This is a genomic window from Lonsdalea britannica, from assembly GCF_003515985.1.
Lineage (GTDB): Bacteria > Pseudomonadota > Gammaproteobacteria > Enterobacterales > Enterobacteriaceae > Lonsdalea > Lonsdalea britannica.
Genome location: NZ_CP023009.1, coordinates 1,844,922 through 1,869,999 on the forward strand (window position 1 = coordinate 1,844,922; position 25,078 = coordinate 1,869,999).

Here is a 25,078-nt window from a genome sequence, read left to right on the forward strand (position 1 = left end):
CATACAGTATAAACTGGTTTTTTATACAGTAAAGTGGTTGAGTTGACTTATTAAAATAATTTTTTCGACCAGCCTAATTTACTGCTCAATGTATTGAAGTAATTGTAATTTTCAGGATGGATAAGATTCAGGTGGTGAGGACTGCGGCGAATCAACACCTCTTCGCCTTCCTGGATAGGCAGTGCGATCTGGCTATCGCAGCTTATCTCTAAGTCATTGGTTATTTGAGAAAATTTAAGCCTTATCGTGCTGCTGTTGCTGATGACCAACGGGCGGGCGGAGAGCGTATGAGGAAACATCGGTACCAGCGCGATGGCGTCCAGCGATGGGCTGAGGATGGGGCCACCGCCGGAAAGAGAATAGGCGGTGGAGCCGGTGGGCGTCGAGATTATCAAGCCGTCTGAACGCTGTGAAAAGGCGAAGCTATCGTCAATGTAGACCTCAAACTCGATCATATGCGCGACTTTACCGGGATGCAGCACGACTTCGTTGATGGCGCTGCTGCTGCTGTTCATATGATTGGCCCGGCAGACCTGAGCTTCTAGCATAAACCGGCTTTCACGAATATATCGCCCGGCCAGTACGTCGCTTAATTGCTGCTGGGCGTGATCAGGGTCGAGATCGGTCAGAAAACCGAGGTTTCCCCGGTTAACGCCGATGACGCTGATGTCATAGCGGGACAGCACCCGCGCAGCGCCCAGCATATTTCCATCCCCCCCGACGACCACGGCCAAATCGGCTTGTTGGCCGACTTCCGCCAGGCTGCCCGTAACGGCCTCTGAGAGGTTAAGCTCTTGGGCGATCTGTTGCTCGAGGATAACGGAATATCCTTTACCAGTCAGCCACTTGTAGAGCATTTCATGTGTGGCCAGTGCGGAAGGATGCCGCGGATGACCGACGATACCGATACAGTTAAATGTTTTATTCATTAGACGGTTAATCCTTACGGGAAGAGGCCGTTCCGTGTTTTCAGCCGAGCAATATGTCAGGGTTCCCTTGAAACCCCCGTTTTGATCCCCATAATAAGCGAACAAGCGAGATGAATGCCAAAACCGCGGAGTATTTCATGAGTAGTAAAGAACAGAAGTCGCCGGACGAACAGGTTCAGGATCAAAAGAAAGCAGCAGACGCCTCTATTGAGACGCCAGAAGCGGCTGATCCCCGTGATGAACGTATCGCCGAACTGGAAGCGCAATTGAGCGAATTACAGCAGCGTGAGCGCGAAAGCGTGCTGCGTTCTCGCGCCGAAAGCGAAAATATTCGCCGCCGTGCGGAGCTGGATGTCGAAAAAGCGCACAAATTCGCGCTGGAAAAATTCGCCGGTGAAATGTTACCGGTGATCGATAATCTGGAACGTGCGCTGGAAACAGCAGATAAGTCTAACGATGCGTTGACAGCCATGATCGAAGGGGTCGAACTGACACTGAAATCTTTGCTGTCTGCCGTGCAGAAGTTCGGGATTGAAGTGGTGGCGGATGTGAATGTGCCGTTCAACCCTGAAATCCATCAGGCGATGACGATGATGGAATCTGCCGACCACGAGCCTAATCACGTGATGCTGGTTATGCAGAAAGGCTACACCCTGAACGGTCGTTTGCTACGCCCGGCCATGGTTGCGGTATCTAAAGCTAAAGAGTAATTCTTCTGGCTTGACTTCGGGGCAGGTGAAGTGACGACCTGCTCCGACTATCTCCTCTCCTTTTTTCCTTTCTCCTATACCTTGCCTAAATGCATTTTTTCGGCTGATTTATGCCGATCCGGTTTTTTTTAAGCCAAAAAACGGCATGTTGTTTATATTTTGTTAATATTAGTTTTCTGAAACGCATAGGGTTTTGTGTCGAAATACATCATCATCTCTGCCTATCAGAATAATCATTCCTACCGACCTAAATGCACTTGATAACCATTCTCATGTCTGCGAGAGTATAATTACAGTATGTTTAGAAGGGTCAATTTTATGCCGGAGAGTCGTGTTATCGCATCTGTCAGCCGCACATCTAGGAAGATCAAACTTTCCCTGATGGGGCCCGCGTTTATCGCGGCGATCGGCTACATCGATCCCGGTAACTTCGCGACCAATATTCAGGCCGGGGCGTCATACGGCTATCAGCTGTTGTGGGTAGTCGTGTGGGCTAATCTCATGGCGATGCTGATTCAGCTGCTTTCCGCCAAGCTGGGTATTGCGACCGGCAAAAATCTTGCCGAGCATATTCGCGATCGCTTTCCTCGCCCGGCCGTTTGGGCCTACTGGGTGCAGGCGGAGATTATCGCCATGGCGACCGATCTGGCTGAGTTCATTGGTGCCGCCATCGGATTTAAATTGCTGTTGGGCGTTTCTTTACTGGAAGGTGCGGTGCTGACGGGTATCGCTACGTTCCTGATACTGATGTTACAGCAGCGCGGACAAAAGCCGCTGGAGATGGTGATAGGTGGATTGCTGCTGTTCGTCGCGGCGGCCTATATCGTCGAGCTGATATTTTCTCGTCCTGAACTGGCTTCTATCGCGCGTGGCATGGCCATTCCGAGTCTGCCGACTTCCGACGCGGTGCTGCTGGCCGCAGGCGTGCTGGGGGCGACTATTATGCCGCACGTCATTTATCTGCATTCGTCCCTGACGCAGCACAAGGGAAATAATACCCGCAGCGATCGCTATGCTTCGACGAAGTTTGATGTGGCCGTGGCGATGACCATCGCTGGATTCGTTAATCTGGCTATGATGGCGACGGCAGCGGCGGCGTTTCACTTTAGCGGTAACACCCATGTCGCGGATTTGGATCAGGCGTATTTAACGCTGAAACCCCTGCTGGGGCAGGCTGCGGCGACGATTTTTGGTCTGAGCCTGGTGATTGCAGGCCTGTCTTCGACAGTGGTGGGAACGCTGGCGGGTCAGGTAGTGATGCAGGGGTTTGTTCGCTTCAGAATCCCGCTGTGGCTGCGCCGTGCGGTGACGATGTTGCCGTCATTTGTCGTCATCCTGTGCGGTATGGACCCGACCCGAGTGCTCGTCATGAGTCAGGTGCTGCTGAGCTTTGGTATCGCGCTCGCGCTGGTTCCGTTGCTGTCATTCACGAACGATCGCGAACTGATGGGCGATTTAGTCAACGGTCGGTGGGTGAAGTCTTTTGGCTGGGTCATCGTCGCCTTGGTCGTGACGCTGAATCTTTATCTGCTGATAGGAAGCCTGCTCGGCCTGTGATACAAAGCGCGGCGCTGTGAGCGCCGCGTCTTTACGAGGGGGTTATTTCCCTTTTCTTAGCTCGGTGACGGGGACGCCGCCGATTCCCCAGTTATCCGTGTCGACTTCCTCAATGACCACGATGGTGGTACTTGGATTCTTGTTTAAAACGTCCACCAATAACTTGGTCGCGCCTTCAATTAGCTGCTTTTTCTGCTCAGCAGTCGCGCCTTCACGTGTAATTTTGATATTGACGTATGGCATGGATTTCCTCCGGTGCAGGCCTGAAAATCATTTCAGGTCATCAAGTGACTAGAAGACATTCGAATGATTGATAGCGTAAAGCTGCTCCAACTGCTGATACATGTCGATGACGCAACGCCCGGCATCTTGCAGCGCTCGTGAGTTAACCTGCGGGCGCGGCAGCACATAGGTATAGAAATTCGGGCCTTCAGCCAGAATCCCCAGCGCCCAAAGTGAGGTCTGCGTTTCTCCCTGCCTGGATATCGGATGTTGGTTGCGATCGATATCAATCCCACCGGGATGATAGCCCTGGTTGATGAAGGGGCGGATGACACCGTGTGCGATGAGATTGCGGATAAATAGCGAATCGTCATGCAGCACCGAGAAACTGTCGATCTTGGCTTTGATTAGCACATCATATTCCGTCCGGCTGTTCGCCTCGGCAAACGTGCTGTTCATCTCGAAACAGCCTGAGCGGGCGTTGAGTAGCAATGTTGACGCGGGGCCCCCAGCAAGCTTGACGACACCGGCCCCCATCAGCGCCAGCAATTCCCGATTACGTGCAAGCGGCGGGCCGACCGCGATGCGGTTAAAAATAGGGGAATAGTGTTCTAGCAGGCGCTGATGGGACTCGCCGGTCAAGCCGCCAAAATCGATCGCACCGCGCAGGATATCGCGGACGTCTCGAATCACATCGGTGGCCGCCTTAACCGCGCCCTCGACATTGCCTTGCTCTGCGGCGTGGAGATCGTCGGTCAGATGCGCCATAAAGAATGCGGTGTAGTCCTCCAGCGAAGTGAATGACTGCCCCTGATGTGGATAAAACAGCGTAAGGATACGCTGACGATCTTCGGGATCTTCCTGATAGGTCGCCGCATTCGGCCAGTGCTGTTCGAGTGTGCTGCGATAGACGTAGCACATCTCTTTCACCAGCAGAGGCAGAACCTGTTTTTCAAAATCCGGCTTTGACGATCCCGTAGCCGAGCGATTCTGTTGCCGGAGAATATCTAAGGCGGCAAGCGTAATGAAGGCGGGGTGGTACTGTCCTCCGACGCCCTTCTGGTTACGGCCGCGGCTACTGAAAGGCAGTGCCTGACGGGAAAACAGGGCGATCGCCGGTTCACGTCCGCTGGGCGTGTAGCGCAACCGGCCTTCCTCTTCGGTAAAAACGCCCCCTCGGCCATAGGTCAATTGCGACAGCACATCGTAAGCGGTCAGCCCCATACCTTGTATCAGCACACGCGACTGCGACGAGATGTCATCCAGCATCGAGGTTGGATAAGGCGTGCTGAAATACTCCAGATGGGGATTGTTCGTTTGATTGGCGGCCACAAATTGCAGCAGCACGTGGTCATCAATGGACAGCATGTTGCGACCGTGTCCGGTGGTTATAAAGACAAAATCGGCCGAAATCATTGTTCCGCCTTGCAGCGAAATATGAGCTTTCCCGTCGTCCTGTAGAGCCAGATTGGTGGCGCGGTGAGGTCGATGGCGGATCACCAGATCGTGTGGCAGATCGCGGGTGATTTCATGGTATCCCCAGACAAGATATTCGCCCAGCAGGCGACGGGGGAGATAATCGTTTTCCTGAATTTCAGTGCCATTCTTGTTTCGGTAGCCGTGCGCTTTGGCCCACTCGAAAAAATTAAGCCCGCGGCGAACAGGGCCGGTATTTTTGACCGACTCGTCACCGAACAACGTGATTTGACTGGCCACGGTATTCACCAGCATGTGGTCGGGTTGTTGACGACTGTGAGCGCCCGCGCCAATTTCATTGGGATCAACGAGCAGGATTTCCATTCCTTCTGGATGGGGTGAGTGGTGGTACAGCGTAATTACACGTTCAAGAATACTTAATCCTCTTGGGCCCATGCCCAATATTGCGATGGTAGTTCGAGCCATAACTCATCTCCTTTGAATAATCGAACATTGACGATTTCCTGTAGTGAAATAACTCATTCCTGATGCAATAAATAACGCGATAGCGCCGCAGACAATGGAGGAGACGACCGCGTGAGGACCGGCTGTCAACATGCTGGTCAGTAAAGGCCCGGCGATTTGTCCGATGCCGTAGGTCAGGGTGACCAGCCCGAGCAGATTGATGTGGCGTGGAACACGAATGCGTTTGGCTAAAGGCATCACCAGCGTGGTCGTGCCCATAAATGTCGCGCCGAAACCGATGCTGCTGACGACTAACATGACGGGCGAGTCGCTTAGCAAGGTCATCAAAACGCAAATGCCCTGCATGAAAAGGTTCGCCGTCAAACATTGCAACGTCCCCCATCGGCTCGCGGCCCATAGCCAGATGAAACACCCGGGAACGATGCCCAGACCGACCAGCGACCACAGGTGACTGGCCAGCAGCGGGAACGCCAGTGTCTTGGCCATTAGGGGCAGATAGGTGGCGATGATGATGTAGCCGAAGCCGGCGAGCCCATAGAGCAGCGCCAATTGCCACCAGAGAATACTTTCCTGCTTGACTGGCATGGGTGCGACGCCAACAGATTCGGCGGAATGCCGGGGCGTCAGCCGCCACATGGCGAGCAGCAGCAGAGCGGACAGCAGGCCAGCCCCCCACCATAGCGTCTCGGCATCCAGCGCGAAGCGTTGACCAGCGACGACATACTCATTCCCCATAATAATCCCTACGCCAACGCCGGCATAAAGCGCAGCGATAGCTCCAAAATGATGAGTGAGGCGCATAATGGTTAATGAGCCGAAAATCATCATGCCTGCGCTGGCGATTCCGGCAGTGAAGCGTATCAATAACGTCAGCAAAAAGTCCGTGGTCAGGGCCATTACAAAAGTCAGCGCCGCGGTGGCGATAGCGGCGCCAAACAGCGTCGCGCGGGTGTATGCGGGAGGAATGACACGGCTGAAGGCAAACAGCAGGCTGCCGACCAGATACCCTGCATAATTGGCGCTGGCAAGATACGAGAGCTGATTGAAGGTAAACAGATTCTCGCTGAGCATGACGGGCAACATGGGGGTGAAAAGAAAACGTCCGAGTCCCATTCCCAAAGCCAATATCGCCGTCCCGAACAGCGCGGTTCGAACGGATGATAAAAAAGGCTGGGTAGGTGGAATATGACTCATTGTTCATTTTCTTCTGAAGATAAATGGAATGATGTTGAAGCTATCCTGACGGTTATTATGATAAATAAAAGTGAATATTATTTAGCTAAATGTTCACTAAAAGAGAGCGTGTGCGATGAATAGTCACTCATTACGCCTTTTCAAAGCCGTGGCCGAATGCGGCTCGGTCAAAGAGGCGTCAAAGCAGTTGCACTGTGTTTCGTCAAACGTTACTACCCGGCTCAAGCGGTTAGAGGCCAGCCTCAATGTCTGTCTGTTCAGGCGCGAAAAAAATCGCCTCTACATCACGCCGGAAGGAGAATATTTATTGGGATACGCCAACAAAATCCTGGCGTTAATGGACGAGGCGGAGAGAAATTTGCAAGCTCAAAACCCCTCCGGCCCGCTACGCCTCGGTTCCATGGAAACCACGGCGGCTGTCCGTTTACCGTCCTTGCTGTCCTCGTTTAGTCTAGATACACCGCTGGTGGAGCTGAGTTTGGAAACACACCCGACGCGTCAGCTGGTTGATAAGGTGCTGAATGGCAAACTGGATATTGCGTTTGTCGCGGACCATGAGCATCTCCCGCGAGATTTGCTGGAAAGTCTTCCTGTGTGGCGAGAAACGTTGGTGCTGGTGACGTTCAAAGATCACCCCGATGTGGTGACGGCGAACGACCTGCGGATCAAAAGGCCGCTGGCATTGGGGGTGGGCTGTCATTATCGCTACCGCTTTATGCAGTGGCTCAGGCAACAGGGCATCAAAGGGCCGGGACCGCAGGAGTTCGGATCTTTTCAGACTATTCTTGGCTGTGTAGCGTCGGGCATGGGGATCTCGCTCCTGCCGGAAAGCGTGGTCAGCCAGTACGAGCAGAGTTTCGATATCCGTCGTCATGCTATTGACCCCGACATTGGTGAAGTCGATACGCTGATGATTTGGCTAAAAAGTCGTGAGGCGGGGAGGGGATCCACTGCCTTCAGACAGTTTGTGATAAAGAACCGTTCGGCGCATGATAAATGATTCTGCGTCTGGGTCGTTGGGTCAACATGTTCTAATGGCCGGGATCATGAGAGATTGTCTTGCTGTAGAGTGGCATAATTTAAGACTGAGGGCCTTTCATGACGTCATCGATCACCATCATCAAACAGAAATTGCTGTCCGACCATTGGTTCGTATTGAACAAGTATGTTTATGACCTGAAAAGAAAAAATGGCGAAACCGTTCGGCAGGTTCGCGAGGTGTATGACCGGGGTAATGGGGCAACGATCCTGTTGTACAACCAAGAAAAGGGCAGTGTGGTCCTGACGCGTCAGTTTCGTTTGCCGACATACCTGAACGGCAATGAGAGCGGCATGCTGCTGGAAGCCTGTGCCGGGATGCTGGACGATCACTCACCTGAAGCCTGCGTGCGGCACGAAGCGATCGAAGAGACGGGCTATGTCGTCAGAGATGTTGAAAAACTGTTTGAAGCCTATATGTCGCCGGGCGGAGTGACTGAAATCATCCACTTCTTCGCCGCGCAGTACGACGCGTCGCTGCGTGATAACAGCGGGGGCGGGATTGATGATGAAGATATCGAAGTGGTCGAACTGCCCTTTACCGAGGCCGTCGCCATGATGAAGGACGGGCGAATCAAAGATGGCAAGACCATCATGCTCTTGCAGTACGCTCAGATCCAAGGCTGGTTCAGCGAGTCGTCATGATGGGACGTTAATGCGGGGCACTGAATTCACCCCGCAGAATATCGTTTCTTGTTACAGCTGTGCGGCAAGCAGGTCTTCGAGCTTCTGCTGATCCGCAGCGAACAGCCGGATCCCTTCCGCTAGTTTCTCGACCGCCATGGCATCTTGATTGTGGAGCCAGCGGAATTCGGCTTCGGAGAGCGGCGAAGCCTGATAGAGGCCTTCCGTCGCCGGGCTGAGTTTGCGTTCCACCGGCGCGTCGCTGTTTTTCAACTGCTCCAACAAGTGCGGAGATAGGGTCAGCCGGTCGCACCCCGCCAGCGCCAGAACCTGTTCAATTTTGCGGAAGCTGGCGCCCATGATAACCGTCTCGTAGCGGTGCTGCTTGTAGTAGTCGTAGATGCGTTTGACGGACTGTACGCCCGGATCTTGTTCTGCCGAATAGTCTGCGTTCGGCTCCCGCGCCTGATACCAGTCGTAGATTCGGCCGACGAACGGCGAGATCAGATAGACGCCCGCTTCCGCGCAGGCCCGCGCTTGCGCAAACGAGAACAGCAGCGTCAGATTGCAGTTAATCCCTTCCTTCTCCAGCGCTTCAGCGGCCTGAATCCCTTCCCAGGTCGCCGCCAGCTTAATCAGAATACGTGAACGGGGAATATCCTTCTGTTCATACAGTCCGATCAACTTGCGGGCCTTGGTGACGCACATGCCCCGGTCGAATGACAGGCGCGCGTCCACTTCAGTGGAGATCCGCCCCGGAATGCTTTTCAGCACCTCGGCGCCAATATTGACGGCCAGTTGGTCGCTGGCGTTAATCAGCTGTGTTTCGCGCGATCCGCCCTGTTGGCGGGCGTAGTCCAGCGCATCGGTAAACAGCGACTGATAAGAGGGCAGGCTGGCGGCTTTCAGGATCAGCGAAGGATTGGTGGTGGCATCCTGCGGCGCGAAATGCCGGATTGAGTCGATATCGCCGCTGTCAGCTACCACGACGGTGAACTGCTTAAGGGCATCGAGTTGGTTCATGCATGACTCCTGGGATAAGAAACGGATCGACGAAAACTCAGGGTGGTGATGACATACCCTGCATCAGTACCGGACAGAATGACATGCGCTTTTTCTGATTACTGTGATGGAGGAAGATAATAGGGTAATAGAATGACCCGACCGCGTGGATGCGATCGGGACGACGCAGAAGTTAGCGGGACTGTCGTTGCAGCCACTGATCCAGCTGATTGGCGAACTGCTGGCGGTCGCGCTGGCTCAGCGCGTTGGGTCCGCCGGTCTGGATGCCGCTGGAACGCAAGGTATCCATAAAGTCGCGCAGGGTCAGCCGTTCACGGATGGTGTCTGGCGTGTATCGCTCTCCGCGTGGGTTCAGCGCCTCGCCCTGTTTTTCCAGCACTTCGGACGCCAGTGGGATATCGCTGGTGATCACCAAATCGCCGGGCGTCACACGGCGGACGATTTCGTTGTCCGCAACGTCGAATCCTGCCGCGACGCGTAGCGTGCGCAGATAGGGGGACGCCGGCACTTTCAGCGGTTGATTCGCGACGAAGGTGACGGTGGTCGCCGTGCGCTCTGCCGCACGATACAGGACTTCCTTGATAACGACGGGGCATGCGTCGGCATCGACCCAGATAACAGCCATCAGCGGTTCTCCTTGCTATCTTTTGGGGCCAGCCAGTCGCGCGGCGGCAGAAAGTCTCGATATAGCGCGGCTTCCGGGCTGTCAGACTCCGGAGCGTACTGATATTCCCAGCGCACCAGTGGCGGCATCGACATCAGAATGGACTCGGTGCGTCCCCCGCTTTGCAGGCCGAACAGCGTACCGCGGTCCCAGACCAGATTGAACTCCACGTAGCGGCCGCGGCGATAGAGTTGGAACTCGCGCTCCCGTTCGCCCCAAGGCAGATCTTTGCGACGTTGGACGATCGGCAGGTAGGCCTCGGCAAAACCTTGGCCGACCGCCTGCATAAACGCGAAGCTGGTGGCGAAATCCGGCGTATTCAGGTCGTCGAAAAACAGGCCGCCTATCCCTCGCGCCTCGTTGCGATGCTTCAGGAAGAAGTACTCGTCGCACCATGCTTTGTAGCGAGGGTAAACCGCTTCGCCAAACGGCTGACAGAGGTCGTGCGCCGTTTGGTGCCAATGCACGGCATCCTCTTCGAAGCCATAATAGGGCGTCAGATCGAAGCCGCCGCCAAACCACCATACCGGCGCTTCACCCTCTTTTTCGGCAATAAAAAAGCGCACGTTGGCGTGGCTGGTCGGGACATACGGATTAAGCGGATGAATGACCAGCGAGACACCCATGGCCTGAAAGCTGCGTCCGGCCAGCTCCGGGCGATGTACGCTGGCGGAAGGCGGCAGAGACGCGCCCGAAACGTGGGAAAAGTTAACGCCAGCTTGCTCGAAGACCTGACCCTGACGCAATACACGGCTCCGTCCTCCGCCGCCGGTCGCATATTCCCAGGCGTCCTCCCTGAAGGTTTCCGCACCGTCCATCTGTTCCAGCTGTTGGCAGAGGGTATCCTGCAACGAGAGCAGAAAACGTTTAATCGCGTCAATATCGGGAGAACTCATCGTGATCCTTTTGGCATCAGTGGCAAAGCCGTCAGTATAACGAGATTTCCGCGCTGATAAATGCCGTCGTGGCGCACAAGCCGCGAGGGCAATTTACGGTTGCGTCTGACGTGAATCACGCGATAATCAGAACTTACCTCATTTACTTACCAATAATGGGTCGTTAGCGATGGACATCCGCATATTCAAGCAAGATGACTTTGAAGAAGTGATCACTCTTTGGGACCGCTGTGATCTCCTTCGTCCGTGGAATGATCCGGAAATGGATATCGAACGTAAGATGAATCACGACCCCGATCTGTTCCTGGTGGCGGAAGTCGGCGGAGAAATTGTCGGCTCAGTGATGGGCGGCTATGACGGTCATCGCGGTTCAGCCTACTACTTAGGCGTGCATCCGGACTTTCGCGGGCGCGGCATCGCCAATGCCTTGGTGAGCCGACTGGAAAAGAAGCTGATTGCGCGCGGTTGCCCGAAAATCAATCTGATGGTGCGCGAAGATAATGACGCGGTCATCGGCATGTACGAGAAACTCGATTATCAAACCGCAGACTGCATCACGCTCGGTAAACGCCTGATAGAAGATCAGGAGTATTAAGCGCGGGATGATATGCCAGCGCGGCATGTTATCCCCCAACGATTTTTACGGCACTTTCTGCGCGCAGAAGACTCCAATAGCCATCTGCATGCAGGCAGGTGCCGTTTTTTGTTAAGGAGTTGGTTGTGATCACTGTTCGCCCGCTATATTTGGCTCTTCCGCTGCTGCTGACCGGCTGCGGCACGCTTTCCCATTTATCCTGGTCCAGCCTGTCGCCAATGAACTGGTTCGGGTCTTCTTTAACGGTCTCTGATACGGGCGTCGGCGGTATTACCGCGGGGACGCCGATGTCTGAAGCGGCGCTCGATCGAGCATTGGACGGAAATTACCGGCTGCGCGGCGGTATGGCGACGCATAACGGTAAGCTGGTGGCGTTCTATGAAGCGCTGAAAGACGATCAGGTCAAAGTGACGATCAACGGTGAGCCGAAGAGTCACGTCAGTCAGGTGGATGTGATGGACGCATCGGCCGCCAGCGCCTGGGGCGTCAAGATCGGCGATGAATTCAGTTCGCTCTACAGCAAGGCGTTCGAGGCTTGCCAACTGGGTCAGGGCGACAGCGCGCGCGACGTAGAATGTGTCGCGCCGCAGAGCCAGCACGTGAGCTATCTGTTTACCGGTCGCTGGAGTGGTCCGGATGGACTGATGCCGCCGGACGATATTCTGCAAAGCTGGAAGGTCAGCAAAATCATCTGGCACGCTCAGCCGCGTCGCTGATTCACGCCTCAGCATGGGCGGCTCCGCCCATGCTTTTCCGCTTTTTCCGTGGGGTTTCCCACACACTCACTCTCCTCGTTATCTCCCCGCAGCCGTGTGGTCTCGTAAACATTTTGCGTTGAAGCAAAGCAAAATCAGTATTGCATCCGGTATCATAAGCGCGCTGGGTATCTTCAGGGCAATAATGACGATACAACATACTGAATAATAAGAGGAATGAGAGTGATGACACCAATTCAAAGCGGTATTTTGCTGGAGCATTGCCGTTTTGCCATTTATATGGAAGCCAGAGTTCAGGGAGAATTTGATGCCATCCGGCAGGGATGCAAGAAATTTTGTCAGTCTCTGAATGAGTTACAGCAGCAGTTTCCTGATGCCGGTCTGGGGGCGACGCTCGCCTTTGGTCACGATGTGTGGCGTGAGTTGGATAGCGAGAACAGCGCCGCTGAACTTAAGCCGTTTACGCCGCTGGGGAAAGGACTCGCGCCAGCCACGCAGAGAGACATGTTGATCCATATTCAGTCACTGCGTCATGACGTGAACTTCAGCCTGGCTCAGGCGGCGCTGGTCGCGTTCGGCAGCGCCATTCACGTCGAAGAGGAAACTCACGGTTTCCGCTGGGTGGAAGACCGGGACCTGAGCGGCTTCGTCGACGGTACCGAAAATCCGCAGGGCGAAGATCGCCATAGCGTCGCCATCATTCCCGATGGGCAGCCGGGCGCGGGCGGCAGCTACGTCTTCGTACAGCGCTGGGAGCATAACCTGCGGCAGCTGCAGCGGATGAGTACGGAAAAACAGGAACAGATGATCGGTCGTACTAAGCAGGAGAACGAAGAGCTGCCGTCCGATCAGCGTCCGGAAACGTCTCACCTCAGCCGTGTCGATCTTAAAGAGGACGGCAAAGGGCTGAAAATTCTGCGCCAGAGCCTGCCTTACGGCACCGCGAGCGGTAAAAAAGGACTCTATTTCATGGCCTACTGCTCTCGCCTGCACAATATCGAACAGCAACTGCTGAGCATGTTCGGCGATAGAGACGGCAAGCGAGACGAGATGTTGCGCTTTACCCGTGCCGTAACCGGGAGCTACTATTTCGCTCCGTCGCTGACGTGGTTGCAGGCATTGTAACGGCTGACGCGAGGCGATCCCGATAACGAAAGGTAGGCAGAGGACGTGAAGACAGACGCGCTTGAACACTGCATCGGCAATACGCCGCTGGTAAAATTACAGCGATTGGCTCGCCACACGGAGAGCGAAATCTGGGTCAAGCTGGAAGGGCAGAACCCGGCGGGGTCGATCAAGGATCGCGCGGCTTACAGCATGATCAGTCAGGCTGAGCGGCGAGGGACAATTACCCCCGGCGACACGTTGATTGAAGCGACCAGCGGTAATACCGGCATCGCGTTGGCGATGGTGGCGGCGTTGAAGGGATACCGCTTGCGGTTGCTGATGCCGGAAAACATGAGTCTGGAGCGTCAGGCCGCCATGCGCGCTTACGGCGCCGAACTGTTGCTGGTGAGCCAGCAAGAGGGAATGGAAGGCGCACGCGACAGGGCGCGCCGGATGGCGGAGGCGGGTGAAGGCTATGTGCTCGACCAGTTCAATAATCCGGACAATGCGCAAGCCCATTTCGCTAGCACCGGTCCTGAAATCTGGCGTCAAACTGAAGGTCGTCTGACCCACTTCGTTTCTTGTATGGGCACCACGGGGACGATCACCGGCGTCAGCCGATATCTGAAAAGTCAGCGTGACGCGATTTGCACCGTCGGCCTGCAACCGCAGGCAGGCAGTCAGATCCCGGGGATCCGTCGTTGGTCGCCTGACTATATGCCGGGAATTTATGCGCCTGAACTGGTTGACCGCGTTCTGGACGTTTCTCAGCAAGAGGCCGAGGCCACGACCCGCCTGCTGGCGCAACAGGAAGGTCTTTTGTGCGGCGTGAGTTCCGGCGGCGCGGTGGCTGGCGCTTTGAAGATCGCCGCTGCCGAGCCGGGAAGTCATATCGTCGCGATTGTGTGCGATCGCGGCGACCGCTATCTCTCGACCGGCGTCTTCGACTAACCGCCGCCTCTTTTCTCTCTCGGCTATTCCCTTTCCAGCGCGTAAATAGGCTGCATGTTGGCGGCGCGTCGGGCGGGGAAAAAGCCGAAAATCACGCCGATCAGGCTGGAACAGACGAACGCGGCGACGATAGACGCGGGCGAATACACGAGGGAAAAGCTGCTGACCAGCAGGCCGAATAGTCCGCCGCAAAGCAGCGAAACCACGACGCCCAACAGCCCGCCGCACAGGCACACCAGCACCGCTTCGATCAGGAATTGCTGCATAATATCGCTGGTGCGCGCGCCTACCGCCATGCGCACGCCAATCTCCCGGGTGCGCTCGGTCACCGACACCAACATGATATTCATCACGCCAATACCGCCGACAATCAGTGAAATCACCGCAATCAGCGATACCAGCAGCGTCAGCGTGGCGCCGGTTTTCTGAATAGCCTGCCGAATACTGTCGGTGTTCATTACGAAGAAGTCTTTATTGCCATGGTGGCGCGTCAGCTCCTGGGTAATGCCTTGCTCGGCGACGCTGAGATCGACATTGTCTTTGACGCGGACGGTGATGCTTCGCAGATAGGACTGTCCCACCAGTCGCCACATGGCGGTGGTGTAAGGAACCCAGACATTCAGGCTTTCATCGCTCCCGAACCCGTTTTGCTGACGTGTGGCCACGCCAATAATTCGGCACGGCAGCGTGCCGAGCAGAATGACCTGCCCCAGGGGATCTTCGCCATGCGAAAACAGCTTATCCCGCGTGTTCTGATCGATCACCACTTCTTGTGCCAGCGTGTCGATACTGTGGGAGGGAAATGATACGCCCTCCGACAGGGTGTAGCCGCGAACGGTAAAAAACTGTTCGCCGACGCCGTTCACGGTGGTGGTCAGCGAAACATTGCGGTAACGCAGCGTCACGCTGGAGGAAAGCAAGGGGGTAATGCTGTGGACGTAGGGCTGTGCCGACAGCGGTTTAATGTCGCTGGCCCTCAGCGTTTGGATCGCACCGGACCGCATATCGCCAAAGTCTTTGCCGGGAAAAATCTCCAGCGTGCTGGTGCCCATCTCATTGATGCTGTCCAAAACCTGCTGCTGGGAGCCTTTCCCCAGGGCGACGACCGATACGACGGAGGCGATGCCGATGATGATGCCCAACATCGTCAGGAAGGTACGCATTCGTTGGGCGCTCATCGCGCGCAGCGCCATTTTGAACGCATCGGTAAAGCGTCCGTACCACTGGGAGAACGAAGGGCTGGCTGGCGAGGGGGTGTAGGCGGCGACTGTTGCCTGTTCAGGAATGGGGACGGCGGAAGCGTTTGAGGGAGAGCATTGACGGTCGCCGATGATTTCACCGTCATGAATTTCAATAATGCGTTCTGCCTGCTGCGCCACCTGCATATCGTGTGTGACGATGATAATCGTCTGCCCCTGACGGTGCAGCTCTTTCAGAATCGTCAGTACTTCGTTGCCGCTGGTGCTATCCAGCGCGCCGGTCGGCTCGTCGGCCAGAATGACGTTCCCGCCGTTCATCAGGGCGCGGGCGATACTGACGCGTTGCTGCTGACCGCCGGAAAGCTGGTTAGGCGAGTAGTTCAGACGCTCTTCCAGCCCCAGACGCGTCAGCAGCGCGAGCGAGCGTTGCTGGCGTTCATTACGCGCTTTACCAGCATAGACGGCTGGGATCTCCACGTTGTCCTGTACCGTCAGGTCGCTCAGCAGATGATAACGCTGGAAAATGAAGCCGAAGTGTTCTCGCCGCAGCGCGGCCAGACTGTCGTTATCCAACGTCAGCGTGGAGGTTCCTGCCACCAGATAGTCGCCCTGACTGGGCTTGTCCAGACAGCCAAGAATGTTCATCAGGGTAGACTTTCCCGACCCGGAGGCCCCGACGATAGCGACCATTTCACCTGATTGGATCGTGAGATTGATGTCTTTCAGGACGTCGACCGTCTTTTCGCCGTTAGCAAAACGGCGAAAAACGTGGCTGAGCTGTAATAAAGGCGTTGTCATGGTTTAGAACCCCATCGGCGGCCTGCCCGACCGACCGCCGGTCGTGCCGGCTTGTTGGCTGACGATGACCTTTTCGCCGGCGATGACGCCGGAAGTGAGCTGGACGAAGACATTATCGCTGATGCCGGTGGTAACCGGCCGGGCATGGATATCCCCTTTGTCGTCCACGACCTGCACCTGCGTTTTTCCTGCCTCGTTATGCAGCGCCGTCATCGGCACAACCAGCGCGTTCTTGACGGTATCCAGCAGGATGTAAACCTGTGCCGTCATGGAGATGCGCAGGGTTTCTTCGGGGTTGTCGACATCGAACAGGCCATTGTAGTAGACCGCCGTGCTGGAAGACGACGAGCTGCTACTACTGCTGCTGGAACTGCTGCTGCTTGAGGTTGAGGTATCGGAACTCAGCGATTCCGGCGCCGGTTCGATAGCGCGCAGCGTGGCCTGATAGCGCTTATCCGGATCGCCGAGGATCGTGAACCACACCGACATGCCTGGTTTGACCTTAATTACGTCCGCTTCGGAGATCTGCGCTTGGATGGTCATGGTCTTCAGGTTGGCGACTTTGGCGATGGTCGGCGTACTTTGCGCGGCGTTGACCGTCTGCCCAGCTTCGACCGGGATGGCGACGACGGTGCCGTCCATCGGCGACGTGATTTTGGTGTAGGCCAAGTTGACCTGCGCGGTATTGACGGCGATCTGCGCCTGAATGATTTGGGCGTCCAATGCGGTGATTTCGGCCTGAGTGGCATCAAGCGTCGCACGGGCGCTGTCATAGTCTGCCTGCGCGCCGACGCCTTTTCGCATCAGCATTTCCTGGCGCTGCCAGCTCAGCTGATTATTTCTTAGCGCCGCCAGTTTAGCGGTCCGCTGGGCCTGCACGTTTTTCAGCGCCGCCTGACTGTCCTTGAACTCGTTCTGCTGGGTCAGGTCGTCGATTTCGGCCAGTAGCTGTCCTTTTTGGACTTTATCGCCTAATGAAATCGGCAATGCTTTGATTTGTCCTGATGCCTGAGCACCGACGCTAACCAGCTTTTGCGCTTCAATTGTGCCGTCGGCCAACACGGTTTTTTCCAGATCCCGAATGGCGACAGGGGTAGTGATATAGTTAACTTTGCTTTCTGGACGTAGCAAAAACAGTGAGAGCAGGGCAAGAAGGATAGCGAGCAGTATAATTAAAATTAAGCGGGCGGGTCGTAAACGGAATTTCATCAAAACTTCAGTGTCCTTAGTAAGGCCGAAGACATAAAGCATAGTAAAGTCACCAATTTACTCTATTTATCGAAAGCCCCACGTCATATTTGTCTAAATGAAAAGTAAGTAATCTGTAAATACAGCTGCGTAAGATACTGGCACACCTGAAAATAGGTTTCATACGAACATACGGGAACATAAGATGAAAATTTTACTGGTAGATGATGATGCCGAACTGGGCAGTATGCTGTGTGAGTACCTCACGGCTGAAGGGTTTAACGCCGAGCAGGTGCTGACCGGTAAAGAGGGCGTTGACGGCGCGATGTCCAATCAGTACACCGCCATGATTCTGGACATCATGCTGCCGGACATGAGCGGGATCGACGTGCTGCGTCAGGTTCGTCGTAGCCAGCAGTTGCCAATCATCATGCTGACGGCGAAAGGCGACAACATTGATCGCGTTATCGGACTGGAAATGGGCGCAGATGATTATGTCCCCAAACCCTGTTACCCGCGGGAATTGGTCGCAAGACTGCGTGCCGTCCTGCGGCGTTATGAAGATAAACCGGAAAAAATCAGCGATACCGGTTCGGTCTCCTACGGCGAACTGACGTTGAACACCTCCACCCGCGACAGCGAATGGCGCGGCGTTTCGTTTGATCTGACGGCCTCCGAGTTCAATCTTCTGGAGCTGCTGATGCGTTCGCCAGACCGTGTGGTGACAAAAGATGAGCTGTCGGAGAAATGTCTGGGGCGCCGCCGCGAAGCGTATGATCGCAGCGTCGACGTTCACATCAGCAATATTCGTCAGAAACTCAGCGCGTTGGAGGGCAGTACCCTGACGATAGAAACGGTGCGCAGCGTCGGCTATCGGATCCGCTAATTATGCAGGGAAGACTCTTCTGGAAGATCCTGGTCGGGCTGTGGCTGACCCTGATTGTGATTTCGCAATTGCTGTGGGTCGGCTTTTCTTTCTACGGTGACCGTAATGAACCGCCTGAGATCAGGTTGGGTAAGCACGTCATCGCCTTACAGATGACGCTGGCGTCCGAGGCTTTGCAACGGGGGGGCGTTTCCGCGCTGGATGAGGAGATGTCGAGCTGGCCGGAGAGCGAACGCGGTTATATTTCTGCCTCTACGCTGGATGATGCCGAGGCGGAGTTACCGCAAGATGATAATACGGAACCGCTGCTGCCGGACGACATGATGGTGGGCGACAAACCAGCGATGGATGAACAGCAGGTGATCGGTCCGGATGGTGAACACTACCTGCTGCGTTTTGATATCGGAGAGCTAAGAAAAGAGTTCCGCTTTGCTCCGCCCGCGCTACAGCGCTATCTGCATATCCCGGGGCCAATATTGTGGATTGGCGCCATCAGCGGGCTATTATTCAGCGCTATGATGGCCTGGAATCTGGCCAGACCGCTGAACCAACTGCGCGCGGGCTTTGGTCAAGTCGCTCAGGGCGACCTCTCTGTGCGATTGCTGCCGGCAATGCGGCGTCGTCATGACGAAATCAGCGAGGTAGCGCGGGACTTCGACTCGATGGTGGAACGTCTCGAAGTGCTGGTGAGCGCGAGGGAGCAACTGCTGCACGACGTGTCGCATGAGCTGCGGTCGCCGTTGGCGCGTCTGCAGTTGGCGATCGGTCTGGCGCGGCAAAACGACAGTCATGTGGAAAGCTGTCTGCAACGTATTGAGCGTGAGGCGGAGCGGATGGACAAGATGATCGGCGAGTTGCTGACCTTGTCGCGTACCGAAAATGCCGCCGTCAATGAGGAGTACTTCGACCTGCTGGGGCTGGTGAATGCCGTCGTTAACGATGCCCGCTATGAAGGGCAGGTGCCGGGCGTGGAGATTATTCTCCACTCCGGAGAATACGAAGATTACACCATCAAAGGTATGGCGGAGTTGATGCGCCGCGCGCTTGATAACATCATCAGAAACGCCCTTCGTTTTTCTTCACAGGGGCAGGCGGTCACCGTCACCTTGAAGCAAAGCGAGCGGGAATGGTCTATCGATGTTGCCGATAGCGGACCGGGAGTAGAGAAGGGCAAACTGTCCAGCATCTTCGATCCGTTCATTCGTATCGACTCTCCACAGTCTGGTAAAGGCTATGGACTGGGGCTGGCGATAGCCCGTAAAGCGGTGCTGGCACACGGTGGTCGTATTGAAGCGATGAATCGGGAGCCGAATGGGCTACTGATTCGTATCAGCCTGCCTCGCTGGAAATAGGGGCGTCCAGAAACGCTATTTGCTGCTGTTTCCTTGCCGCCGTGGCAATCAGTCCCCGCTATTGCTGGGGCTGATTCCTGCCCGCCTCGTTTCTCTGAAATCCAATACTCCCTGATTCTGCTGCCTCGCGGATCCCTTCCCATCGCCGTTTTCTTTCATCTTAATCAAGTGGTCCGATTGAGCGCTAAATGTCACAGGAAGGAGGCTAAGCCTCCGACTGACGGCCGTGTTTTAGACGGCGGAAAAGGAACAGGGGGTATTATCAAATACGATGAAGAGGAGAGGCAGTCGGTAGGCGAAGTAAACGCAGGTTTTGGAGAGCATCAATGAGGTGGGCTCGACTTGCTGGAAATTTTCCTCGGCAAAGACTTTGGCGAGGGGGGGCCTAATCGCAGGCAATAAAAAACGGCGCCTAAGCGCCGTTGATGTATAAACCGAGTCGTTATTACTTCTTGATGCGAATCACCGGCGTTTCGCCGACGACAACAGAACCACTCAGTTTGGTCAGCTCTTTGATTTCATCCATATTGGAGATCACAACGGGCGTCAGTGTAGATTTCGCTTTTTCTTCCAGCAGCGGCAGATCGAATTCGATGATCGTGTCGCCTTTTTTGACGCGTTGGCCTTCTTCAGCGATGCGTTTGAAGCCTTCGCCTTTCAGTTCAACGGTATCAATACCGAAGTGAACGAACAGCTCAATGCCGCTGTCGGATTCGATGGAAAAGGCATGGTTGGTTTCGAAAATTTTCCCGATGGTGCCATCTACCGGAGCAACCATTTTGTTGCCGTTCGGTTTGATAGCAATACCGTCACCGACGATTTTCTCGGCGAAAACAACATCAGGCACATCTTCAATGTTCACGATTTCGCCGGACAACGGGGCGATGATCTCAATGCTGCCGGTATCTTTTTTATCATCAGAAACCAGAGACTTCAGTTTATCGAACAAACCCATGATTCTCTCCTAAGCTTTAATATTGGGCCAGCATGGCGGATCAGCAAAGCGTCTTTTCTTTAATGAACCGGTTTACCAGATTGCTTAACTCTTCCGCCGTCGGTTGGGCTAATGCCTGTTCCGCCAGCGCCTTCGCATCACCGTAATTGGCATTACGGATAATTTTCTTGATACGAGGGATTGAGATGGCGCTCATGCTGAATTCATCCAGACCCATTCCCAATAACAGTAGTGTAGCACGTTCGTCACCGGCGAGCTCACCACACATCCCTGTCCATTTGCCTTCTGCGTGAGAGGCGTCAATCACTTGCTTGATCAGGGTTAAGACTGCCGGGGACATCGGATTGTAGAGATGAGAAATCAGCTCATTACCGCGATCTACAGCCAGAGTATACTGGGTTAAATCGTTTGTCCCAATACTGAAGAAGTCCACTTCTTTAGCCAGATGATGGGCGATCGTGGCTGCGGCAGGTGTTTCCACCATCACGCCGACCTCGATGGATTCATCAAAGGCTTTACCTTCTTCTTTCAGCTGCGCTTTCAGCATTTCCAGTTCAGCTTTCAGCGTACGCACTTCCTCGACGGAAATAATCATCGGGAACATGATACGCAGTTTGCCGAAGGCGGAAGCACGCAGGATTGCGCGCAGCTGAGAATGCAGAATTTCTTTACGGTCCAGACAGATACGGATCGCGCGCCAGCCGAGGAACGGGTTGTCTTCTTTCGGCAGGTTCATGTACGGCAGATCTTTATCGCCGCCGATGTCCATTGTACGAACGATGACTGCCTGAGCGCCCATGGCTTCTGCTACGGCTTTGTACGCCTGGAACTGCTCTTCTTCAGTCGGCAGCGAGTCGCGATCCATAAACAGGAATTCGGTACGGTACAGACCAACGCCTTCCGCGCCGTTACGCTCAGCACCTGCGACGTCGCGCACGGTACCGATGTTGGAGCAGACTTCGACCTGATGTCCGTCCAGCGTGACCGCCGGCAGATCTTTCAGTTTAGCCAGCTCTTGTTTTTCAGAGATGAACTGCTGCTGAACTTCTTTCAGCTTGTCGATGATGTCCTGGCTCGGGTTCTGGTAAATGGTGTTGTTAACGCCATCCAGAATCAGGAAGTCACCGCTTTTAACCTGTTTGGTCGCATCGGACGTACCGACAATCGCGGGCAGTTCAAGAGAACGCGCCATGATGGAGGTGTGAGATGTGCGGCCGCCGATATCGGTGATGAAGCCCAGCACCTTTTTCAGATTCAACTGAGCGGTTTCAGACGGGGTCAGATCGTTAGCAACCAGAATCACTTCGTCCTGAATATCGCCCAGGTCGACAATATTCATGCCGAGAATATTTTTCAGCAGGCGCTTGCCGATGTCACGCATGTCGGCAGCGCGCTCCTTCAGGTATTCGTCATCCAGTTCTTCCAATGCTTTGGCCTGGTTTTCAATAACAGAAGAAGCCGCCGCGTCTGCAGATGCGTGGTCATCTTTAATCAGGGATATGATTTCCTGCTCGAACTCTTCATCTTCCAACAGCATGATGTGACCTTCGAAGATAGCTTCTTTCTCGGGCCCCAGTGTTTCCGCTGCTTTGTTTTTGATCGCTTCCAACTGCTGAGAGGCTTTCGCCCGGCCAGCCAGAAAACGCTCGACTTCCTGATCGACCTGTTCCGCAGTGATTTTTTTCCGGTTGATGACGATCTCATCGTCTTTCAGTAACAGCGCCTTACCAAAAGCAATCCCGGGTGATACTAATATACCTGAAATCATAACCCTACCTTACTTAATACTGATGTGCACTAAAGAGACCGGCTACTGTTACTCAAGCTCAGCCATCAGTTTAACCAGATGTTCAACGGCTTTTTGCTCGTCTTCACCTTCAGCGGAGATCGTGACCACTGTGCCCTGAGTCAAGCCGAGGGTCTGTAATTTGAACAGGCTCTTAGCACTGGCGCTTTTACCGTTGGAGTTGACAGTGATGTCAGAAACAAAGCCTTTAGCTTCTTTAACAAACTGAGCGGCGGGACGGGTGTGGAGGCCATTTGGCGCGGTAATAGTTACTTCTTGCTGGAACATTCGGTTTTCCCCAACTTATTGGATTAGATAAATGTTGTGGAACTAAAGTCTAGTTTATCGACTGAACTTTAGCCTGTTTGGTTAACGCCCTGCGCATGTTACAGGGGCAGGCCGGGATGCGGCAAGGAACGCATAAACATTGCCTTGAATACAATATCAGTAAACCACCCCAAGCGTTTCAACCATTGTCACACAGGTGAATCAGAATACCGTTTGGCAACTCGACTCGCGTTGAGCTCAATCATGAAATTTTCAGGGGTGAAGACGGATATTAATTTCACGCATCAAAATAATTGTCCGGTTAAATACTAAACCTGGGCTGGAAATGCAATCCACCATACTTACAAACTTTGACGTGGCCCACAAAAAAGCACCCCGAAGAGTGCTTTTTGTAACATGCCGATTACTTATCCGAGGCCAAGCCGTTACTGCTGAAGCTCTTGCTCAGTGAAGAGATCGGCGAACAAAGCGGTACTCAGATAACGTTCGCCGGAAGAGGGCAAAATGACCACGATGGTTTTGTCTTTAAAGGCGTCTTCTTTCAACAGGTTAAGTGCTGCGGCGACGGCTGCGCCAGATGAAATTCCCGCCAAGATGCCTTCTTCTTCCATCAAACGACGTGCGGTACTGATAGCATCTTCATTGCTAATACGTTCTACGCGGTCTACCAGTTTGAGATCCAGATTCTCTGGGATGAAACCTGCGCCAATCCCCTGAATCTTGTGGGGACCCGGCTTGATTTCTTCGCCCGCGAGGGCCTGAGTAATAACAGGAGAGTCGACGGGTTCCACCGCGACAGTCGTAATAGCTTTGCCCTGGGTATTTTTAATGTAGCGGCTGACGCCGGTCAATGTACCGCCTGTGCCAACGCCCGCGATGAAAACGTCAACTTCGCCGTCCGTATCGTCCCAGATTTCGGGCCCGGTTGTTTTTTCATGGATTTCCGGGTTCGCGGGGTTACTGAACTGCTGTAGGAGCAGGTAGCGCTGAGGATCGCTGGCGACGATTTCTTCGGCTTTTGCGATCGCGCCCTTCATGCCTTTCGCGCCTTCGGTCAGCACCAGATTGGCGCCTAACGCTTTCAGAAGTTTACGGCGCTCGATGCTCATGGTTTCAGGCATGGTCAGCGTTAATTTATAGCCTCGAGCGGCGGCCACGTAGGCCAGAGCGATACCGGTATTGCCGCTGGTCGGTTCAACCAGTTCTACGCCGGGCTTCAGAACACCGCGTTTCTCCGCATCCCAAATCAGGTTAGAACCAATACGGCATTTAACACTGAAACTAGGGTTGCGAGACTCCACTTTGGCGAGGATGCGTCCATTACCAATGCGATTCAGCCGAACCAGCGGCGTATGGCCGATTGTGAAAGAATTGTCTTCGTAGATCTTGCTCATAGCCCGTCCTTTAAATAGCTGTATGTAATTTTTGTGAACGCTAGAGAGAATACCTTTTCAACACAGCCAGTGAAGTAAGCAATCGCTATATCGTTATGTTCTTAGGAAATATATTTTCATTATTTCCTGTCCCGGTTCCGCGCGGTTTATTTTGCTTTCAACACGTTGGATAAATGCTGGTAACGATCTACCCATAGCGCCGTTGCCCCGCATACAGCGACGGGCATGATGATCAGATTGAGCACTGGGACAATTGTGCACAGGTTGACCAACGCGCCGAACTGCAGGTTGCTGATTTTGTGCTGCCGCAGAGTCTGGCGCATGACCGGGAAGCTGACTTTATGGTTATCGAACGGATAATCGCAATACTGCACCGCTAGCATCCAGGCGCTAAAGATAAACCAGAGGATAGGCGCTACCGTTTGACCGATGCCCGGTACGAAATAGAGTAAAAACAGCACCAGCGCTCGCGGTAAATAATAGCCGAGTTTCTGTACTTCACGTCGCATAATGCGCGGGGTGTCTTTAGCGATGCCCCAGATGCCGCTATCCGGTAGCGCGACGCCGGTTAACCTGGCTTCCAGTTGTTCCGCCAGCAGACCGTTAAACGGCGCCGCGATAAAATTGGTCACTGTGCTAAAAAAGTAGCCAAAGACCAATAGGATGGAAATGACCGCTACAGGCCAGAGCAGATAGCTCAGCCACTGCAGCCAGTTAGGGACATGGCTCATCAATTGAGGAATCCAGCTGTTTAATTGCTGGAACAACCACCAGAAGGCGCCGCCCATCAGCAAAATGTTGACCAGCATCGGCAAGACCACGAATCGACGGATTCCCGGCAGCGAAAGCAATTTCCAGCCTCGCACGAAATAGTGGAAACCGCTGCGAAGGTTCTGGCGTTCTTGGGCGTAAGGCATACTCTTATTCTCATTGTTCTTTGAAGATGGCGGCATCATATCGGGACGATATTGTGCTGGCTAGCCCGTTTTTGCATGAAAAAACAGCAAAAAAGTGCGCACTTGCCATCTTTATTGTCATAAACTGTCGGCCAGACTTGCACTTGTGTACACGGGCAAATACAGTTAGTGATATATGTATATGCCA

General features: G+C 54.3%; 24 protein-coding genes. 10 read left to right on the forward strand and 14 right to left on the reverse strand.

The features are described from left to right. Nucleotides 1-50: 50 nt before the first annotated feature. Nucleotides 51-929 (reverse strand): NAD(+) kinase, encoded by an 879-nt coding sequence (gene nadK, locus CKQ53_RS18405; RefSeq protein ID WP_094117809.1) that lies wholly within the window; start codon nt 927-929, stop codon nt 51-53. Nucleotides 930-1,066: 137 nt separating this feature from the next. On the opposite strand from nadK, the gene grpE reads away from it, so the two are divergent. Further along, nucleotides 1,067-1,639, forward strand: coding sequence for a nucleotide exchange factor GrpE (gene grpE / locus CKQ53_RS08570; RefSeq protein WP_094117853.1), 573 nt, complete (start codon nt 1,067-1,069; stop codon nt 1,637-1,639). 318 nt (nt 1,640-1,957) lie between these two features. Next, on the forward strand, nt 1,958-3,196 hold the full coding sequence (locus CKQ53_RS08575) for an Nramp family divalent metal transporter (protein WP_094117808.1): 1,239 nt from the start codon (nt 1,958-1,960) through the stop codon (nt 3,194-3,196). A gap of 42 nt (nt 3,197-3,238) precedes the next feature. Here the strand turns inward: CKQ53_RS08575 and CKQ53_RS08580 are convergent, their stop codons facing one another. Genes CKQ53_RS08580 through CKQ53_RS08590 form a run of 3 tightly spaced genes read right to left on the reverse strand, consistent with a single transcriptional unit; the run spans nt 3,239 to nt 6,514 of the window. After that, nucleotides 3,239-3,439, reverse strand: a complete 201-nt coding sequence (locus CKQ53_RS08580) for a tautomerase family protein (protein ID WP_085652259.1) — start codon at nt 3,437-3,439, stop codon at nt 3,239-3,241. Between the two features lie 48 nt (nt 3,440-3,487). Further along, entirely contained in the window at nt 3,488-5,320 is a 1,833-nt protein-coding gene (locus tag CKQ53_RS08585; RefSeq protein ID WP_118894892.1) for an FAD/NAD(P)-binding protein, read from the reverse strand. 3 nt (nt 5,321-5,323) lie between these two features. Then, complete coding sequence (locus CKQ53_RS08590; protein ID WP_094117807.1) at nt 5,324-6,514, reverse strand: MFS transporter; 1,191 nt, start codon at nt 6,512-6,514, stop codon at nt 5,324-5,326. Between the two features lie 115 nt (nt 6,515-6,629). Between CKQ53_RS08590 and CKQ53_RS08595 the strand changes: the two genes are divergently transcribed. Together CKQ53_RS08595 and nudK are read left to right on the forward strand one after the other, a co-directional pair. Further along, the gene (locus CKQ53_RS08595; RefSeq protein ID WP_085652256.1) at nt 6,630-7,514 is read left to right on the forward strand and encodes a LysR family transcriptional regulator; all 885 of its coding nucleotides are present in this window, start codon (nt 6,630-6,632) and stop codon (nt 7,512-7,514) included. A 98-nt stretch (nt 7,515-7,612) separates the two neighbouring features. After that, entirely contained in the window at nt 7,613-8,197 is a 585-nt protein-coding gene (gene nudK, locus CKQ53_RS08600; protein ID WP_085652255.1) for a GDP-mannose pyrophosphatase NudK, read from the forward strand. A 51-nt stretch (nt 8,198-8,248) separates the two neighbouring features. Here the strand turns inward: nudK and tal are convergent, their stop codons facing one another. The 3 genes from tal to hemF all read right to left on the reverse strand — a co-directional run bounded on the left by tal (nt 8,249) and on the right by hemF (nt 10,759). Next, complete coding sequence (tal, locus tag CKQ53_RS08605) at nt 8,249-9,199, reverse strand: transaldolase (protein ID WP_085652254.1); 951 nt, start codon at nt 9,197-9,199, stop codon at nt 8,249-8,251. 172 nt (nt 9,200-9,371) lie between these two features. Beyond that, nucleotides 9,372-9,824: a YaiI/YqxD family protein gene (locus CKQ53_RS08610; RefSeq protein ID WP_085652253.1), complete on the reverse strand. Its 453-nt coding sequence runs from the start codon at nt 9,822-9,824 to the stop codon at nt 9,372-9,374. Next, nucleotides 9,824-10,759 carry an oxygen-dependent coproporphyrinogen oxidase gene (hemF, locus tag CKQ53_RS08615; RefSeq protein ID WP_118894895.1) on the reverse strand — a complete coding sequence of 312 codons (936 nt, stop codon included), beginning with the start codon at nt 10,757-10,759 and terminating at the stop codon, nt 9,824-9,826. The genes CKQ53_RS08610 and hemF overlap by 1 nt, the downstream gene beginning before the upstream one ends. A 169-nt stretch (nt 10,760-10,928) precedes the next feature. On the opposite strand from hemF, the gene CKQ53_RS08620 reads away from it, so the two are divergent. The 4 genes from CKQ53_RS08620 (at nt 10,929) to cysM (ending at nt 14,128) form a co-directional block, all read left to right on the forward strand. Continuing rightward, nucleotides 10,929-11,354, forward strand: coding sequence for a GNAT family acetyltransferase (locus CKQ53_RS08620; RefSeq protein ID WP_085652251.1), 426 nt, complete (start codon nt 10,929-10,931; stop codon nt 11,352-11,354). Between the two features lie 125 nt (nt 11,355-11,479). Beyond that, a complete protein-coding gene (locus CKQ53_RS08625; RefSeq protein WP_099045390.1) occupies nt 11,480-12,070 on the forward strand; it encodes an RpoE-regulated lipoprotein in 591 nt (196 codons plus the stop codon). A 225-nt stretch (nt 12,071-12,295) separates the two neighbouring features. After that, entirely contained in the window at nt 12,296-13,195 is a 900-nt protein-coding gene (locus CKQ53_RS08630) for a Dyp-type peroxidase (protein ID WP_085652250.1), read from the forward strand. Between the two features lie 45 nt (nt 13,196-13,240). After that, nucleotides 13,241-14,128 carry a cysteine synthase CysM gene (cysM, locus tag CKQ53_RS08635; protein WP_085652249.1) on the forward strand — a complete coding sequence of 296 codons (888 nt, stop codon included), beginning with the start codon at nt 13,241-13,243 and terminating at the stop codon, nt 14,126-14,128. A 23-nt stretch (nt 14,129-14,151) separates the two neighbouring features. Here the strand turns inward: cysM and CKQ53_RS08640 are convergent, their stop codons facing one another. Both CKQ53_RS08640 and CKQ53_RS08645 read right to left on the reverse strand, forming a co-directional pair. Beyond that, nucleotides 14,152-16,125 (reverse strand): MacB family efflux pump subunit, encoded by a 1,974-nt coding sequence (locus CKQ53_RS08640; RefSeq protein WP_118894897.1) that lies wholly within the window; start codon nt 16,123-16,125, stop codon nt 14,152-14,154. Between the two features lie 3 nt (nt 16,126-16,128). Continuing rightward, nucleotides 16,129-17,334: an efflux RND transporter periplasmic adaptor subunit gene (locus CKQ53_RS08645; protein ID WP_085652246.1), complete on the reverse strand. Its 1,206-nt coding sequence runs from the start codon at nt 17,332-17,334 to the stop codon at nt 16,129-16,131. Nucleotides 17,335-17,518: 184 nt separating this feature from the next. On the opposite strand from CKQ53_RS08645, the gene CKQ53_RS08650 reads away from it, so the two are divergent. Both CKQ53_RS08650 and CKQ53_RS08655 read left to right on the forward strand, forming a co-directional pair. Beyond that, the gene (locus CKQ53_RS08650; protein WP_085652245.1) at nt 17,519-18,199 is read left to right on the forward strand and encodes a response regulator transcription factor; all 681 of its coding nucleotides are present in this window, start codon (nt 17,519-17,521) and stop codon (nt 18,197-18,199) included. Nucleotides 18,200-18,201: 2 nt separating this feature from the next. Next, nucleotides 18,202-19,551 (forward strand): ATP-binding protein, encoded by a 1,350-nt coding sequence (locus tag CKQ53_RS08655; RefSeq protein ID WP_094117806.1) that lies wholly within the window; start codon nt 18,202-18,204, stop codon nt 19,549-19,551. A 445-nt stretch (nt 19,552-19,996) separates the two neighbouring features. On the opposite strand, the gene crr is transcribed toward CKQ53_RS08655, so the two are convergent. The 5 genes from crr to cysZ all read right to left on the reverse strand — a co-directional run bounded on the left by crr (nt 19,997) and on the right by cysZ (nt 24,891). After that, nucleotides 19,997-20,506 (reverse strand): PTS glucose transporter subunit IIA, encoded by a 510-nt coding sequence (gene crr, locus CKQ53_RS08660; RefSeq protein WP_085652243.1) that lies wholly within the window; start codon nt 20,504-20,506, stop codon nt 19,997-19,999. Between the two features lie 40 nt (nt 20,507-20,546). Further along, nucleotides 20,547-22,274, reverse strand: coding sequence for a phosphoenolpyruvate-protein phosphotransferase PtsI (gene ptsI, locus CKQ53_RS08665; protein ID WP_085652242.1), 1,728 nt, complete (start codon nt 22,272-22,274; stop codon nt 20,547-20,549). 48 nt (nt 22,275-22,322) lie between these two features. Beyond that, nucleotides 22,323-22,580, reverse strand: a complete 258-nt coding sequence (gene ptsH / locus CKQ53_RS08670; protein ID WP_026738658.1) for a phosphocarrier protein Hpr — start codon at nt 22,578-22,580, stop codon at nt 22,323-22,325. 425 nt (nt 22,581-23,005) lie between these two features. Next, nucleotides 23,006-23,974 (reverse strand): cysteine synthase A, encoded by a 969-nt coding sequence (gene cysK / locus CKQ53_RS08675; RefSeq protein WP_085652241.1) that lies wholly within the window; start codon nt 23,972-23,974, stop codon nt 23,006-23,008. A gap of 146 nt (nt 23,975-24,120) precedes the next feature. Further along, the gene (cysZ, locus tag CKQ53_RS08680) at nt 24,121-24,891 is read right to left on the reverse strand and encodes a sulfate transporter CysZ (RefSeq protein WP_085652240.1); all 771 of its coding nucleotides are present in this window, start codon (nt 24,889-24,891) and stop codon (nt 24,121-24,123) included. Between the last annotated feature and the right edge of the window lie 187 nt (nt 24,892-25,078).

Bases quoted from the DNA above. Each gene is read 5' to 3' on its own strand.
- nadK (WP_094117809.1), bottom strand. From the start codon at position 929: ATGAATAAAACATTTAACTGTATCGGTATCGTCGGTCATCCGCGGCAT.
- grpE (WP_094117853.1), top strand. From the start codon at position 1,067: ATGAGTAGTAAAGAACAGAAGTCGCCGGACGAACAGGTTCAGGATCAA.
- CKQ53_RS08575 (WP_094117808.1), top strand. From the start codon at position 1,958: ATGCCGGAGAGTCGTGTTATCGCATCTGTCAGCCGCACATCTAGGAAG.
- CKQ53_RS08580 (WP_085652259.1), bottom strand. From the start codon at position 3,439: ATGCCATACGTCAATATCAAAATTACACGTGAAGGCGCGACTGCTGAG.
- CKQ53_RS08585 (WP_118894892.1), bottom strand. From the start codon at position 5,320: ATGGCTCGAACTACCATCGCAATATTGGGCATGGGCCCAAGAGGATTA.
- CKQ53_RS08590 (WP_094117807.1), bottom strand. From the start codon at position 6,514: ATGAGTCATATTCCACCTACCCAGCCTTTTTTATCATCCGTTCGAACC.
- CKQ53_RS08595 (WP_085652256.1), top strand. From the start codon at position 6,630: ATGAATAGTCACTCATTACGCCTTTTCAAAGCCGTGGCCGAATGCGGC.
- nudK (WP_085652255.1), top strand. From the start codon at position 7,613: ATGACGTCATCGATCACCATCATCAAACAGAAATTGCTGTCCGACCAT.
- tal (WP_085652254.1), bottom strand. From the start codon at position 9,199: ATGAACCAACTCGATGCCCTTAAGCAGTTCACCGTCGTGGTAGCTGAC.
- CKQ53_RS08610 (WP_085652253.1), bottom strand. From the start codon at position 9,824: ATGGCTGTTATCTGGGTCGATGCCGACGCATGCCCCGTCGTTATCAAG.
- hemF (WP_118894895.1), bottom strand. From the start codon at position 10,759: ATGAGTTCTCCCGATATTGACGCGATTAAACGTTTTCTGCTCTCGTTG.
- CKQ53_RS08620 (WP_085652251.1), top strand. From the start codon at position 10,929: ATGGACATCCGCATATTCAAGCAAGATGACTTTGAAGAAGTGATCACT.
- CKQ53_RS08630 (WP_085652250.1), top strand. From the start codon at position 12,296: ATGACACCAATTCAAAGCGGTATTTTGCTGGAGCATTGCCGTTTTGCC.
- CKQ53_RS08640 (WP_118894897.1), bottom strand. From the start codon at position 16,125: ATGACAACGCCTTTATTACAGCTCAGCCACGTTTTTCGCCGTTTTGCT.
- CKQ53_RS08645 (WP_085652246.1), bottom strand. From the start codon at position 17,334: ATGAAATTCCGTTTACGACCCGCCCGCTTAATTTTAATTATACTGCTC.
- CKQ53_RS08650 (WP_085652245.1), top strand. From the start codon at position 17,519: ATGAAAATTTTACTGGTAGATGATGATGCCGAACTGGGCAGTATGCTG.
- CKQ53_RS08655 (WP_094117806.1), top strand. From the start codon at position 18,202: ATGCAGGGAAGACTCTTCTGGAAGATCCTGGTCGGGCTGTGGCTGACC.
- crr (WP_085652243.1), bottom strand. From the start codon at position 20,506: ATGGGTTTGTTCGATAAACTGAAGTCTCTGGTTTCTGATGATAAAAAA.
- ptsI (WP_085652242.1), bottom strand. From the start codon at position 22,274: ATGATTTCAGGTATATTAGTATCACCCGGGATTGCTTTTGGTAAGGCG.
- ptsH (WP_026738658.1), bottom strand. From the start codon at position 22,580: ATGTTCCAGCAAGAAGTAACTATTACCGCGCCAAATGGCCTCCACACC.
- cysK (WP_085652241.1), bottom strand. From the start codon at position 23,974: ATGAGCAAGATCTACGAAGACAATTCTTTCACAATCGGCCATACGCCG.
- cysZ (WP_085652240.1), bottom strand. From the start codon at position 24,891: ATGCCTTACGCCCAAGAACGCCAGAACCTTCGCAGCGGTTTCCACTAT.